This window comes from Georgfuchsia toluolica, assembly GCF_907163265.1.
GTDB classification, from domain to species: Bacteria; Pseudomonadota; Gammaproteobacteria; order Burkholderiales; family Rhodocyclaceae; genus Georgfuchsia; species Georgfuchsia toluolica.
The window spans coordinates 2,430,717-2,443,838 of record NZ_CAJQUM010000001.1 but is presented as its reverse complement, the minus strand read 5'-3'; the positions used below and the strand labels follow the sequence as shown (position 1 = coordinate 2,443,838).

General features: G+C 60.5%; 12 protein-coding genes. 7 read left to right on the top strand and 5 right to left on the bottom strand.

Annotation, left to right across the window (positions count from 1 at the left end):
* Positions 1-81 precede the first annotated feature (81 nt).
* The 3 genes from K5E80_RS11555 to K5E80_RS11545 form a co-directional block, all read right to left on the bottom strand.
* A complete protein-coding gene (locus K5E80_RS11555; protein WP_220636295.1) occupies positions 82-717 on the bottom strand; it encodes a MarC family protein in 636 nt (211 codons plus the stop codon).
* Between the two features lie 44 nt (positions 718-761).
* Complete coding sequence (locus K5E80_RS11550) at positions 762-3,191, bottom strand: Lon protease family protein (RefSeq protein WP_220636294.1); 2,430 nt, start codon at positions 3,189-3,191, stop codon at positions 762-764.
* Between the two features lie 90 nt (positions 3,192-3,281).
* The gene (locus K5E80_RS11545; protein WP_220636293.1) at positions 3,282-3,680 is read right to left on the bottom strand and encodes a hypothetical protein; all 399 of its coding nucleotides are present in this window, start codon (positions 3,678-3,680) and stop codon (positions 3,282-3,284) included.
* Between the two features lie 151 nt (positions 3,681-3,831).
* Between K5E80_RS11545 and K5E80_RS11540 the strand changes: the two genes are divergently transcribed.
* The 5 genes from K5E80_RS11540 (at position 3,832) to K5E80_RS11520 (ending at position 9,420) form a co-directional block, all read left to right on the top strand.
* Positions 3,832-4,077, top strand: a complete 246-nt coding sequence (locus K5E80_RS11540; RefSeq protein WP_220636292.1) for a CBS domain-containing protein — start codon at positions 3,832-3,834, stop codon at positions 4,075-4,077.
* Between the two features lie 264 nt (positions 4,078-4,341).
* Positions 4,342-4,851 carry a BCAM0308 family protein gene (locus tag K5E80_RS11535; protein ID WP_246590960.1) on the top strand — a complete coding sequence of 170 codons (510 nt, stop codon included), beginning with the start codon at positions 4,342-4,344 and terminating at the stop codon, positions 4,849-4,851.
* A gap of 142 nt (positions 4,852-4,993) precedes the next feature.
* Positions 4,994-6,856, top strand: coding sequence for a molecular chaperone DnaK (gene dnaK, locus K5E80_RS11530; RefSeq protein WP_220636291.1), 1,863 nt, complete (start codon positions 4,994-4,996; stop codon positions 6,854-6,856).
* A gap of 25 nt (positions 6,857-6,881) precedes the next feature.
* Positions 6,882-7,970: a DnaJ C-terminal domain-containing protein gene (locus K5E80_RS16765; protein ID WP_281420342.1), complete on the top strand. Its 1,089-nt coding sequence runs from the start codon at positions 6,882-6,884 to the stop codon at positions 7,968-7,970.
* Between the two features lie 19 nt (positions 7,971-7,989).
* Positions 7,990-9,420 (top strand): RtcB family protein, encoded by a 1,431-nt coding sequence (locus tag K5E80_RS11520; RefSeq protein ID WP_220636290.1) that lies wholly within the window; start codon positions 7,990-7,992, stop codon positions 9,418-9,420.
* A 321-nt stretch (positions 9,421-9,741) separates the two neighbouring features.
* Here the strand turns inward: K5E80_RS11520 and K5E80_RS11515 are convergent, their stop codons facing one another.
* Positions 9,742-10,422, bottom strand: a complete 681-nt coding sequence (locus K5E80_RS11515; RefSeq protein WP_220636289.1) for an HD-GYP domain-containing protein — start codon at positions 10,420-10,422, stop codon at positions 9,742-9,744.
* A gap of 561 nt (positions 10,423-10,983) precedes the next feature.
* Complete coding sequence (locus K5E80_RS17205; RefSeq protein ID WP_281420244.1) at positions 10,984-11,226, bottom strand: class II glutamine amidotransferase; 243 nt, start codon at positions 11,224-11,226, stop codon at positions 10,984-10,986.
* Positions 11,227-11,382: 156 nt separating this feature from the next.
* On the opposite strand from K5E80_RS17205, the gene K5E80_RS11505 reads away from it, so the two are divergent.
* Positions 11,383-12,024, top strand: a complete 642-nt coding sequence (locus K5E80_RS11505) for a phosphoribosyltransferase (protein ID WP_220636287.1) — start codon at positions 11,383-11,385, stop codon at positions 12,022-12,024.
* A 9-nt stretch (positions 12,025-12,033) separates the two neighbouring features.
* Positions 12,034-13,122, top strand: a complete 1,089-nt coding sequence (locus tag K5E80_RS11500; RefSeq protein ID WP_220636286.1) for an ABC transporter ATP-binding protein — start codon at positions 12,034-12,036, stop codon at positions 13,120-13,122.

Sequence of the window (13,122 nt, the reverse complement as noted above, 5' to 3'; positions counted from 1 at the left end):
TACTCGCCTGGTATGAAGGGGCAAGGGTTGGGGAACGCCTGACGCGGTGACGTTCCGCTGAAATGGCAAAAGGGACAGGTGTCAACCGGGCGCGAGAACGGGAAACAGGGCGCGCAAACCGGTGGCTATCATTTCGACGGCTATTGCCGCAAGGATGAAACCGCTGACGCGTTCCACGATATCCAGGGTCGACTGCCGGATTTCATTTTCCGCTTGGCATGCAATATGAAAGGTGATCCAGCAGGCGATGCCGACGATGAAAATCGGCGCTACGACGTGGATCAGGTCGGCGTAGTCATGCCATTCGCTGTTGCTCATGACGTAGCTGAATGCGGCAGGTCCCGCCAAGAGGGGTATCGCCAAGGGAACAATCGAGGCTTCCTTTACGCGCCCCTGGTTCGTGGCGATGGGCAAACCCTTGAAGCTGGTTTCCTGACCCAGCACCATCGCAATCGCCAGCAGCAGGACAATGATTCCGCCACCTATCTGCATGGCGCCGAGCGATACGCCGAGCAGCCCCAGCAGTGGCATGCCCAGAAAGGCTGCGATCAATAATGCAACCGTCACACTGAGCCCTATCGTCCGCGCGAAACGGGCTTTCCCGGGCGAATCCAGCCCTTCCGCCGCGGCAAGGAAAATCGGGATCATGGTTACGGGTCCGGCCAATGCAAAAAGTGTGATCGTTTTTTTGAGGGTGAGCGCGGCAAGCGTCAGCATGGTTTGTCTTTCATTGGTGCGAGGCAATCGCGGTTACTGCTAAATCATGCTGCATCCGGTTTCGCGCGCTTGCGCGGCGATCGCTTTGCATTGGCCGAGAAGTCGCGGCGCTGCCTGGCGAATTCGGCGAGCCGCGTGGCGACCCGATGGTTGATGCTGCCTTCGGGCGCTACGCCATTTTTGTCCAGGGCGCCTGCCGGCATCCCGGTCAGCAGCTCCATGGCCTGATCGACGTCGGTCACGGCATAGATGTGGAATTCCCCCGCACTACAGGCAGTGACTACGTCTTCGCGCAGCATCAGGTGCTTGACATTGGATTGCGGGATCAGCACGCCTTGTTCCCCGTTGAGCCCGCGCGCCTTGCAGACGTCGAAAAAGCCTTCGATTTTCTCGTTCACGCCGCCGATGGCTTGCACCTGCCCGAACTGGTTCACCGAACCGGTGAGCGCCAGCGTTTGCCTGATCGGCGCGGCGGCGAGCACCGAGAGCAGCGCGCAGAGCTCGGCCAGCGAAGCGGAATCGCCTTCCACAGGGCCGTAGGATTGCTCGAACACCAGGGTTGCGCTGAGCGATAACGGCGCATTGCCGGTGTAGCGCTGCCCCAGGAATGATGACAAAATCATGACGCCCTTGGAGTGGATCGAGCGGCCAAGCTGGGCTTCGCGTTCAATGTCGATGATCTTGCCGTCGCCCAGGCGCGCCGTTGCCGTGATGCGCATCGGGTGGCCGAACAGGGTTTCGCCGATATCCATCACGGCCAGGCCATTCACCTGGCCGGCTTGGCTGCCCTCGACCGAGATCAGCAGGATGTCGCGCTGAATCGCTTCCTGCACTTTTCCCGGGATCCGGTCGATACGGCGGCGCTGGGCGGCCAGCGCCTGCTCGATATCCTCTTTCTGGATGGCGGCGTGTCCGGCCTTGGCCGCGAAATGATCCGCCTCATGCAGGATGTCGGTGATGCGCCGCGTACTCGATGAGAGGCGTTCCGCGTCCTCGGCGATGCGCGCGCAATGCTCGATCAGGCGCGCCACGGCGTCCCGTGTCAGGGCGTGAACCTGGTTGTTGCGCGCCAGGGTATTGATCAGGCGGGCGTAGAGGCGGACATTGTCCGCGCTGCGCAGGACGGCGTCCTCGAAATCCGCCGCGACCTTGAATAGTTCCTCGAATTCGGGGTCGTATTCCTTGAGCAGGTAGTACAACAGGCGTTCGCCGACCAGCACCACCTTGATCGAGAGCGGCATGGCTTCCGGTTCCAGGGACTGGGTACCGGCCCAGCCGATCATTTGGCCCAGAGACTCGATGCTCACCCGGCCGGAATTCAACGCGCGCTTGAGTCCGGCCCAGGCATAGGGCTGGCTCAGCACTTTCTCGATATCCAGGATGAGATAGCCGCCATTGGCGCGATGCAGCGCGCCGGGCTTGATCATGGTGAAGTTGGTGACGAGGGTGCCGAGGTGGGCGACCTGTTCGACCCGCCCCACCAGATTGGGGTAGGTCGGGTTGTCCTCGTAAATGATTGGCGCAGCACGCGCATTGCCATGATCCACGAGCAGGTTGGCGAGATAACGCTGCGCCGAGATGCCGCCGGTCGCTTCGGCGCCGCCCGTTTCGCCTTCGGCGCCATCCTCGCGCATCTTGGCCCCGATATCCAGCACGTCGTGCCAGACCTGATCGAAGAATTCGAGCACGTTGGGCAGGTCGGTGTAGTGCTCCTTCAGGTCGTCAATCAAATGTCCTACCGCGAGACTCATGGTGTCGCGCGAAAGTTTCCTGATCTGCCCCTGCATTTCGCGCCGCCAGCGCGGGAACTGCTGCATCAGTTTATGCAAACGCGCGCCATATTGCCTGATCAGCTCGCCAAAACGCTCCTGCTCCTCCTCGGGCAAGCCGGAAAACTCATCGGGCTGTATGGTCCGCTCATCTTTCATCGGCATGAAGGCAAAACCTTGAGGTGTGCCGAGCAGGGCGATTCCGTGCTTGCCCGAGTCTTCGCCCAGTTCACGCAGCGCGGTTTCTTCGCGCTTCTTGAATTCGTCGTGGATTGCCTCGACGTGGCTGCGATAGTCGTCGCTTTCAAAGGCGGCGGAGATGGCGGTCGGCAGTTCGCTGACGAACTGCTGCATGTCCTGTTTCAGTTGCACGCCCCGCCCCGCCGGCAACTTGAGCAGGCGCGGCTTGTCGGGCTCGGCAAAATTGTTGACATAGCACCAGTCGTCGGGCACCGGTTCGGCGGCCGCCTTGGTTTCCAGCAAGCGCCGCACCAGCGCATGGCGGCCGCTGCCCGGCGCGCCGAGCACGAACAGGTTGTAGCCGGGGCGCTTGATGTCGATGCCGAACTGCACGGCATCGGCAGCGCGCGACTGGCCAACCATGTCGGTACCGTCATCCAGTTGCCCGGTGGTTTCGAAATCGAGCAGACCGGGGTCGCAGCGGCGATAGAGCTGCTGCGCTTCAAGGGGTTTGATTTCAGTCATGTCATTTGCCACGGATACCTGTTTGACGGCATCATCTTATGCAGCCGTCTGACGACGGTCAATGGCATCGACTTCGCATCCCTTGGCCATTCAACTTTTTTTGGCGGGCGCAGCCCTGAATTCCCCAGGTTTGGCCTCATAGTCAGCAGCATCTCCATAGTCGAGAAAACCGGCATAGCGCGAATGGATGCCGAGCATCCTGCGTGCGTGCTTGATCGGACAAAAATACTGCTCGGTTCTCGCCACGATCTCGCCGATATAGGCGATCAGCCCGGTGCCATAGGCGCAACAGGTACAGTGGAATTTCTCGATGAAGTTCAGGTATTCGAGTTGCTGCCGGTCAAACACGATGGAGTCGGCGCGCCGGACCTTGTCGATCCGATAGATCGGGAAACAGGTCGCGTGGAAATACGAGCGAGCCCAAGCTTTCGCCCAAGTCTTTGCATGGCGGAATTCGGCGATGAAAAACGGCAATTTAATGATATTCATCAACTGACCTGCAACGAGTTGTTGCCGCAGCAGAAGAACAGTAATAAATAGAACATATAGAGTTGCCAGCTGGATGCCTCAAGCTTTGTGCAGGGAATGTTTTTTGCGCGTTTATGGCGTAACTGCTGATAAATCGCGATTGGAAGGTCGAATGATTACGATCCTGCAAACCACCGTGACCGGTGACGAAATCATCAATCACAAACTGACGCATGTACATCGGGAAGCCAGCTTGTTCGAGGTAAGCAGAGTCATGCGCAAATCAGGCAGGATGGAGCTTCTTGTCACCGATGAGGTCGATGGCAAGCTTGTCCCTCTGGGCCTTGTTAGTGCGAACGATATTGTTATGCATGTCATTGCCGCAGGGCTTGATCCCACCCGTGTTGACCGCAGGTGATATTTCATGGCCGGGAATACCCACTGCAAATGCGGAAGAAAGTGATGCCGAGAGGTTGCGGCGCCTTCAGGCAGACAAGGACGAGGCGATTGCGGTATTGGATGGCGATGGTCGCCTCGTCGGTACTGTGAGGCTCGATGAATTTGCGGGAAATCTCTGTTAACAAGCGGGAGCAGTCTGAGGCAACCCGCCAGCAATCCCTCCCGAGAGGGCGCAATTACTGTTATCAGACCGTAGCTTTGTTGCTGATAAGGAGTCACGAAAATGTCCAAGGAAATCGCCAAGATCGCAATACCGGGTGTTCAGCCGGTTTACCAAAGTAAACCGCTCCAGGAGCATGTCAACGATAGCTACAAGTCGCGCGGCAAGCTGCCTGAACCTGCAATATGTTCGGAGTGCGGCGCTGTTTATCAGGAAGGCAGGTGGCGCTGGTTGCCGAAGCCGGCCCAGGCGCACGAAGTGGTTTGCCCGGCCTGCCATCGTATCCGGGACGCGATCGCTGCCGGGTATGTCAGGCTTGAAGGCGAGTTCCTCGCGCAACACCGCGAAGAAATCCTCAATCTCGTGCGTCATGTTGAGCAGCAGGAGAAAGCCAGTCATCCGCTGCAAAGGATCATGGCGATCTCCGACGAGGAGGGCGCGGTATTGGTCACCACCACCGACGTCCATCTGGCGCGCGGCATCGGCGAAGCCGTCCGTCATGCTTATCAGGGCAACCTTGAACTCAAGTATGGCCACGATGAGAATTTGGTTCAGGTGCATTGGAAGCGCTGAGGTTCCTTGAGTCCCGATGGCCAACCGATAATAGAGCTCATTTCATGAATAGCCACATGCGCGACGGGATAAGGCTCGTATGGGGCAGCCATACCGGCCTGCCGGGTCAGTCGATGGCAAGATCAGATAAGGAGATGCGATCATGACAATCATCGGCATCGACTTGGGGACCTCCAACTCTGCGGCGGCAGTATTGCGCGGCGGCCGGCCGGTGCTGATCCCCAGTGCCGAAGGTGTAAGTTCAGGCGGCAAGGCATTTCCCAGCCATGTCGCGATCACGGAAGATGGCCAGATGCTGGTTGGCGAGCCGGCGCGGCGCCAGGCCGCTGCCAATCCCGAGGGAACGGCGACCGCCTTCAAGCGCAGGATGGGCGCGCGCGAGCATATCCGGCTGCGTGGCCGCGAGTTTTCGCCGGAGCAGCTTTCCGCCTTCCTGCTGCAAAAGATCAAGCGTGACGCCGAAGCCTTTCTCGGCGAAACCGTGACCAAGGCCGTGGTGACCGTGCCAGCCTATTTCGACGACAACCAGCGCAGCGCCACCAAGGATGCCGCCGGGATTGCCGGCCTGGAGGTGGTGCGCCTGGTGAATGAGCCCACCGCCGCATCGCTGGCCTACGGGCTGGACCGTGCCGGCCAGGAGCTGCGCATCGCCGTCATCGACCTTGGCGGCGGCACGCTCGATGTCACCATCATGGAATTCGGCAAGGGCGTGTTCGAGGTCAAGGCCACCAGCGGCGACACGCGCCTGGGCGGCACCGACATGAACCAGACGTTGTTCGACGCGCTGGCGCACCGCTTCTCCGAGCAGAGCGGGATCAACGTGCGGGACGATCCCAAAGCGGCGGCGCGGCTCATGGAAGCCACAGAGATCGCGAAGATCGAACTGTCGACAAGCGTCACCACGCATTTGAGCCTGCCCTATATCGGCGTCGTTGGCGGCGAACTGAGGCACCTGGAAATGGACCTCGGACGCGCCGAACTCGAACGGCTGGTGCGGCCCGTCATCGAACGCTGCCGCAAGCCGCTGGAACAGGCGCTGCACGATGCCGGCATCAGTGCGCAGCAGGTCGACCGCATCGTCTTCGTCGGCGGACCGACGCGCATGCCGTCGGTGCGCGCCTTCTTCGAGGAAATGTTCGGCCGCAAGGCCGAGATGGGCGTCGATCCGATGGAGTGCGTCGCCTGCGGCGCCGCCATCCAGGCCGGCGTGCTGACCGGCGAGGTAGGCGACATCGTGCTGGTGGACGTGACGCCGCTGACCCTTGGGGTGGAGACGCTGGGCGGCGTGGCAACGGCGCTGATCGCGCGCAACACGCCGGTGCCGGTGAAGAAGACCGAAACATTCACGACCGCGGCCGACCTGCAAACCGCAGTTACCATCCATGTCTACCAGGGCGAGCGGGCCATGGCCGCCGACAACACCAGCCTTGGCGAATTCAATCTCGACGGCATACCGCCGGCGCCGCGCGGGATTCCAAAGATCGAGGTGAGCTTCGACATCGATGCCAACGGGATTCTGAACGTCACAGCCAGGGATACCGCGACGGGCAAGAGCCAGTCGGTGCGCATCAGCGGCTCGACGCGGCTCTCCCGGGACGTCAAGGAACACATGGTGCAGGAAGCCGAGAAATATGCTGCGGCCGACAAGAAGCGACGTGAGGATGCGGAAATACTCAATGATGCCGACAGCCTGTGCTACCAGGTCGAAAAGCTGGTGGCGGATTTCTCCGACAAACTGACCGCCGACCTCAAGGAAAAACTGGAACAGGCCCGGCGCGAGACCAGGGAGGTCTGTGGCAAGCACAATGTGGCGCTGGTGAAAGAGAAGGCCGAATTGCTGCGCCGCCTGCTCAAGGAAGCTGGTACGGCGATTTACGCCCAGAACCAGCCGTCGGGCTCTGACGACAATGCGCCGAACGCTGCGCCCAACGTCTCCGCAGGAGGGGAGGCGCGGCCCACTGGCGCTGGCCCCGGTGGCCGTGTCGTCGATGCTGATTTCCACTGATTGATGCCAGAACACGAGGGCCGCCATCAACGCCGCCGCCAAGCGCGACTACTACGAAGTTCTCGGCGTACCCCGTGAAGCCGATGCCAAAGTCATCAGGGACGCCTTTCGCAAACTCGCCCTCAAATACCATCCTGACCGCAACAAGGAACCGGGGGCCGACGAGCGTTTCAAGGAAATTGCCGAGGCCTACGCGGTGCTCTCCGACCCGAAGAAGCGCGCCGACTACGACGCCGGCGGTTTTGAAGGCATCAAGGGCATGCGGCCGGAGGATCTGTTCGGCGGCATCGACTTCGACAACCTGTTCGGCGGACTCGGCTTCGATTTCGGCGGCGGCATTTTTGATCACTTCTTTGGCGGCCGCCGGCGTGCCGCGGGGCCGCCGCATGGCGAGAATCTCGAAACCCTGCTGCGCATTCCGCTCGAACGCGTCGTCAGCGGCGGCGACGAACCGGTGCGCATCGACCGCCCGGTACAGTGCCCGGCTTGCAAGGGCAGCGGCGCCGCGGCGGGGACGTCGCCGCGTCCCTGTGCAAGCTGCCACGGCAGCGGCCAGGAGGTAAAAAGCAGCCGCGAAGGCGGCGTCATGTTCCAGCGCGTGACGATTTGCCCGGCCTGCGGCGGGCGCGGCTTGTTCATCGACGAGCCCTGCCATGAATGCCATGGTCATGGTCAGGTGCAGCGCGCCGAGACGCTCACGGTGAAGGTTCCGGTCGGCGTCGAGGAGGGCATGGTATTGCGCATTCCCGGCCACGGCCTGGCGCCACCCGGAGCGAATGGAATTCCGGGCGACCTCTTCGTAGTGGTTCATGCCCTGCCCGATCCACGCTTCGAGCGGGTGGGCGCCGATCTGTGGCGGCAGGAAGAACTGCCTCTGTCCGATGCCGTTCTCGGCACCGAACTGAATGTGCCGACGCTGGATGGCCTGGCAAAGGTCAAGGTGCCGCCGGGGACGCAGCCCGAAACGATACTGAAGCTGAAGGACAAGGGGCTGCCGCACTTCGGCGGCGGCAGACGCGGCGATCTGCTGCTGCGGCTCCGCGTTTTAGTTCCCGAGCACCTGTCCACCGCCCAGCGCAAGCTCTATGAGCAGCTGCGGCAATTGAATCGCTGATGCGATAGCCGGCCCGGCCATGGACATCTCAAAGCTGCAGCGACGCTCGGAGTTCGAATGGGTTGTCGCGCCGTATGGCCGCATGCGCGTCCCTGCCGTCATCTACGCATCGGTCGAACTCGTTGCCGCGATGGACGAGAAGGTTTACCAGCAGGCGACCCAGGTCGCGATGCTGCCCGGCATTGTCCAGGCGAGCTACGCCATGCCAGACGCGCACTGGGGCTATGGATTCCCGATCGGCGGCGTTGCGGCATTCGATGCCGAACAGGGCGGCGTCGTTTCCGCCGGCGGCGTCGGCTTCGACATTTCCTGCGGCGTGCGCACGTTGCGGACCGGCCTGACGTGGCACGACATCGAGCCGGTCAAGACCAGACTGGCCGATTCGCTGTTTGCGCGCATTCCCGCCGGGGTCTACAGCACGGGGCAGTACCCGCTGGCGCCGCCGGAAATGGATGCCATGCTGCGCGGCGGCGCGCAGTGGGCACTGCAGCGCGGCTTCGGCGAAGCCGCGGATCTCGACTGCACCGAGGAACATGGCTGCATGGCCGGCGCCGATCCGGCACAGGTGTCCGAGCGCGCCAAGCGCCGCCAGCGCGACGAGATGGGAACACTGGGATCGGGGAACCATTATCTCGAAGTCCAGCATGTGACCGAAATTCTCGACCGGCATATCGCCGAGGCATTCGGCTTGCGCGCGGGCGACATCCTGGTCAGCATTCATTGCGGCTCGCGCGGGCTTGGCCACCAGATCGGCACCGACTACCTGAAGGAGATGTTGCAGGGCGCGCGCCAGGCGGGGATCGGTCTTCCCGACCGCGAGCTGGCCTGCGCGCATCTCGACTCGCTCCTGGGACGACGTTATCTGGGCGCCATGCGCGCCGCCGCCAACTGCGCCCTTGCCAACCGGCAGATCCTGACCCACCTGACGCGCGAAACATTTCGCGAATTATTCCCCGACAGCCGATTGACGCTGCTCTACGATGTGTCCCACAACACCTGCAAGGAAGAGACGCATGCTGTCGACGGCTTGAAACGCCGCCTGTTCGTGCATCGCAAGGGCGCCACGCGCGCTTTCGGGCCGGGCCATCCTGATCTGCCGCCGCAGTTTCGCGACACCGGGCAGCCGGTGCTGATCGGTGGCAGCATGGGCACCGCTTCCTACATTCTGGCCGGCGCCGCGGGCGACAAGGAAAATGCCTTCGGTTCCGCCTGCCACGGCGCCGGTCGCAGCCTGAGCCGACACGAAGCGTCAAGGCGCTGGAATGGACGGACCGTGGTTGACGAACTGAGGGCGAAGGGCATCCTGATCCGCAGCCCGAGCATGCGCGGCGTGGCCGAGGAGGCGCCGCTCGCCTACAAGGATGTCGGCGCCGTCGTCGCAGCGGCCGAGCATGCCGGCCTGGCGCGGATCGCGGCACGTCTGGAGCCGCTGATCAGCATCAAGGGTTGAGACTGAGGCTGACCCAGAAATCAGAACCGTCTTGAACTGCAATTCCGACCCAATTTTCGCAATGACGAAAGGATGTTGTGCTGCGAAGAAGGCGAGATATATGGAGGGGCAGATCGCGTTTGCGCTCAAGCAAGCGGAATCAGGAACGATTGCCGAGTAGGTCCGGAGTTCGACCGGAGCGGCTGTTGGTGGCCCGCGCACACAAAATATCGGAGCGGGAATGAAAATCATCTAACCGGTCTCCCCCTACCGCGGCAGGAGTGAAGTTAAAGTGAGTTTGCGAGCTTTCTTTAACGAACGGGAGATCGCTTTTCAAAAGACTCAATCGGTGTTGCCGACCCAAGCGGAAGTTCGGCTATCTCGCGAGCAGCCATTAACGTTGGTTTTTCGCATGTCGAAGTAGTTGGCAAGCGAAGGGCTTTTATCAATGAGCCCGGCAAACTCCAGCAGAATATCAGGATCGAATTTCCTGCCATTCTCCGAATCCAGAATTTCCATCACTTCGGAATGCGTTCTAACCTTATGATAGGGGCGCCATGTGCGCATGGCATCATAGGCATCGACTACCAGCAAAAGTCGCGATAGCAGCGGTATGTTCTCGCCGCAAAGGCCATCCGGGTAACCGCCACCATCGAACGATTCATGATGATGACGAATTATTGGTGCCAGATCTTTGACGAACTCTGTGCCAGCGAAACTGACGATTTGCTCTCCTTTCTCGGAATGTGTCTTCATCACCGACCATTCTTCGCCATTGAGGGCCGATGACTTTAGTAGAATCTCGTCAGGAATATCAATCTTCCCGATGTCATGAAGAAGGGCGCTTAGGTGGAGCAATTCCAATTCATTGCATGATAATTCGCATGCCTCGCCAAGTTCTTTTGCAAGGACCGCTACACGGTTACAGTGGCTCCGCGTATAAGTATCACGCTCGTCCAGAGCAATGATAAGAGCGTCAGCGAACAAATGGAGTTTCGCAACTGCATTGATCTTGATTCCCAAAATGGCTCCCTAGAATTGAAGTGCGTCGGCATTCAAAATGCCTAACGCGATCTTTATGATGGAGCGACACTCGCGACATAATTCCGTTGCACGACAGCAGTATCAGCTTCAGACGTTAGGTACGGCGCAATATGCCCAGACCGCTAAGCGGTCCGTTGTTGCAATTCTCATGCCGGACCGATCATGGAAATAAGTTACGCCATTCATTCAGTTGGTTAGTTGCCATACAGCGCATGTAACCATGATGTCTATGACAAGAGTTTGTCGCCATACTCCGACACAATGACAGCCATTCACTTGCAACCAGTTGTTTTTCTGCTTTATTCTTTGTCGGTATTGGACGACAACAGAATGCGTTCGCTTTGTGATCACTCCGCTCTGCATCTGTGCAAACTAAACGGGAGCTTTCATTCACCTGAACTCTGAGCGCCCACCTCGGAGCAATCGCATGTCCGCAACAGTCGAAAGTATGCATTCGCAAAATTTGCAAGCGGCCGTTCCAGATCGATAAATTGGCCAGCTGATTACAGGTCGCTTAGGCCGAGGAGCGGTATCCACCAACTACGGTTCACGATAAGCGCCGTCGACAAACATGACTATGCGGTCTACAGGCAACGGCGAAGGGAGACTGCGGATCAAGGAAGACAGGCACCCCGCGACCTTCGGAAATGCGATGCTCCAGCCGTCACGATGGACGTTGGTGGCGCCGCCGCGAGCCTGGAAGCCGGTGAAGGAAAAGCAGATGTCGGCAGGAACATTGCAGTTCATTCCCGGGAGTTGGCACAGCGAAGGACTCCGCTGCAAATGACCAAATTATTCTCCAGATCAGACCCCGGTGGTGACGGGGCAGGGAACATTGTTGTGATTTTCGACAAGTTCCAGGGAGCCAAAAACGAGCATACTGAAAAAATAATTGGCAAATCTTTCGTATCTTGCACACAAGTCAAGCAGGAGATGAAGATGATATTTGATGATCGTGCCGCTGCTGCAAGACTTCTGGCCAGGGCGCTGGACAGCTACCTCGGCCGGAATCCCCTGATATTGGCCATTCCGCGCGGTGCAGTGCCGATGGGGGAAATTCTGGCGAAACAGCTGCAGGGCGAGTTGGACGTGGTGTTGGTGCGCAAGCTTCGCGCGCCGGGAAACCCGGAGTTTGCCATCGGCGCAGTTGCGGAATCGGGCTGGAGGGAGGTCGAGGACTACGCCGCCAGCACGGGTGCCGACGAGGGCTACCTGCGCCGGGAAATCGAGACCCAACGCGCCAATATCCGCGAGCGCCGCGAGATGCTGAAAGACGTGGCACCGTCCCTGGATCCGGCCGGGCGAATCGCAATTGTCGTCGATGATGGCCTGGCAACGGGTGCCACCATGGTTACCGCGTTGCAGGCGGTGCGCGACCGCAAGCCGGCCCGCCTCGTCTGCGCCGTACCGGTCGCGTCGGGCGAGGCGCTGGCGCGGGTGACCGCGCTGGCCGACGAGGTGGTCTGTCTGCATCGGCCGCTGGCATTTTATGCCGTTGGCCAGTTCTACGCAAGTTTCAAACAGGTGGAAGATGCAGAAGTCATCGAGTGCCTGCGCCGGGCACGGATGGCGCCTGGATGAATTACGCCAATGACATCTCTCGATATCCGGAACGTTACCCGGAACTTCGGTTCCTTAAGTGCCGTAAATGACGTCAGCCTGCAGATAGACTCCGGCGAGTTCTTTACGCTGCTGGGCCCCTCCGGCTGCGGCAAGACCACCCTGCTGCGGCTGATCGCCGGCTTGGAGCCGCTGGATCGCGGCCGAATATTCCTCGATGGGAATGACATATCCGGGGTTGCCCCCGAGGCGCGGCCGGTCCATACGGTGTTCCAGAACTATGCCCTGTTTCCCCACATGAACGTGTCAGAGAACATTGCCTTCCCGCTGCTCATGCGTGGCGTGCCGCGCGCGGAAATCCGGGCACGGGTTCAGGAGGCGCTCGATCAAGTGCGGCTGCCGGAAATCGCGGCGCGCTATACCGACGAATTGTCGGGAGGCCAGCGCCAGCGTGTGGCCATCGCCAGGGCGCTGGTCGACAAGCCTCAAATCCTCCTGCTCGATGAGCCGCTCGCCGCGCTCGACCTCAAGTTGCGCGAACAGATGCGGATGGAACTCATCAAATTGCAGCAGGAAGTGAAGATCACCTTTATCTATGTCACGCACGACCAGGGCGAGGCGCTCGCGCTGTCGCACCGCATCGCCGTGATGGACAAGGGCAAAATCATCCAGCTCGCCGCGCCCGCCCGGCTCTATGAGTTTCCGACGAATCGTTTCGTCGCCGCCTTCATCGGCTCCTGCAACCTGATCGAGGCGACCATCGTTGCGGTCGACGGCGCGACGGCCCAGCTTGCCGCACAGAAGGTGGGCAATATCGACGCACATATCGCCGACGCGGCGATCCGCCGTGGTCAGAGCGGCGCCCTCGCGCTGCGCCCGGAGAAGCTGCATCTCGATTCCGAACAGGCGGCGCCGCATTACAAGAACTGTTTTTCGGGCGTGGTGCGGCAACAGCTGTATCTGGGCGACATGACCCGTTACGTGGTCGAACTGACAGCCGGGGCGGAACTGGAAATCCTGCTGCCGAACTTTACCGCCAGCGGCGGACAATCATTCAAGATCGGGCAGAGCGTCCGCGTCTCCTGGCCGGCGGGAGCAGGGAGATTCCTCGATGGATAG

Coding starts and splice junctions, on each gene's coding strand:
- K5E80_RS11555 (WP_220636295.1), bottom strand. CDS start 717: ATGCTGACGCTTGCCGCGCTCACCCTCAAAAAAACGATCACACTTTTT.
- K5E80_RS11550 (WP_220636294.1), bottom strand. CDS start 3,191: ATGACTGAAATCAAACCCCTTGAAGCGCAGCAGCTCTATCGCCGCTGC.
- K5E80_RS11545 (WP_220636293.1), bottom strand. CDS start 3,680: ATGAATATCATTAAATTGCCGTTTTTCATCGCCGAATTCCGCCATGCA.
- K5E80_RS11540 (WP_220636292.1), top strand. CDS start 3,832: ATGATTACGATCCTGCAAACCACCGTGACCGGTGACGAAATCATCAAT.
- K5E80_RS11535 (WP_246590960.1), top strand. CDS start 4,342: ATGTCCAAGGAAATCGCCAAGATCGCAATACCGGGTGTTCAGCCGGTT.
- dnaK (WP_220636291.1), top strand. CDS start 4,994: ATGACAATCATCGGCATCGACTTGGGGACCTCCAACTCTGCGGCGGCA.
- K5E80_RS11520 (WP_220636290.1), top strand. CDS start 7,990: ATGGACATCTCAAAGCTGCAGCGACGCTCGGAGTTCGAATGGGTTGTC.
- K5E80_RS11505 (WP_220636287.1), top strand. CDS start 11,383: ATGATATTTGATGATCGTGCCGCTGCTGCAAGACTTCTGGCCAGGGCG.
- K5E80_RS11500 (WP_220636286.1), top strand. CDS start 12,034: ATGACATCTCTCGATATCCGGAACGTTACCCGGAACTTCGGTTCCTTA.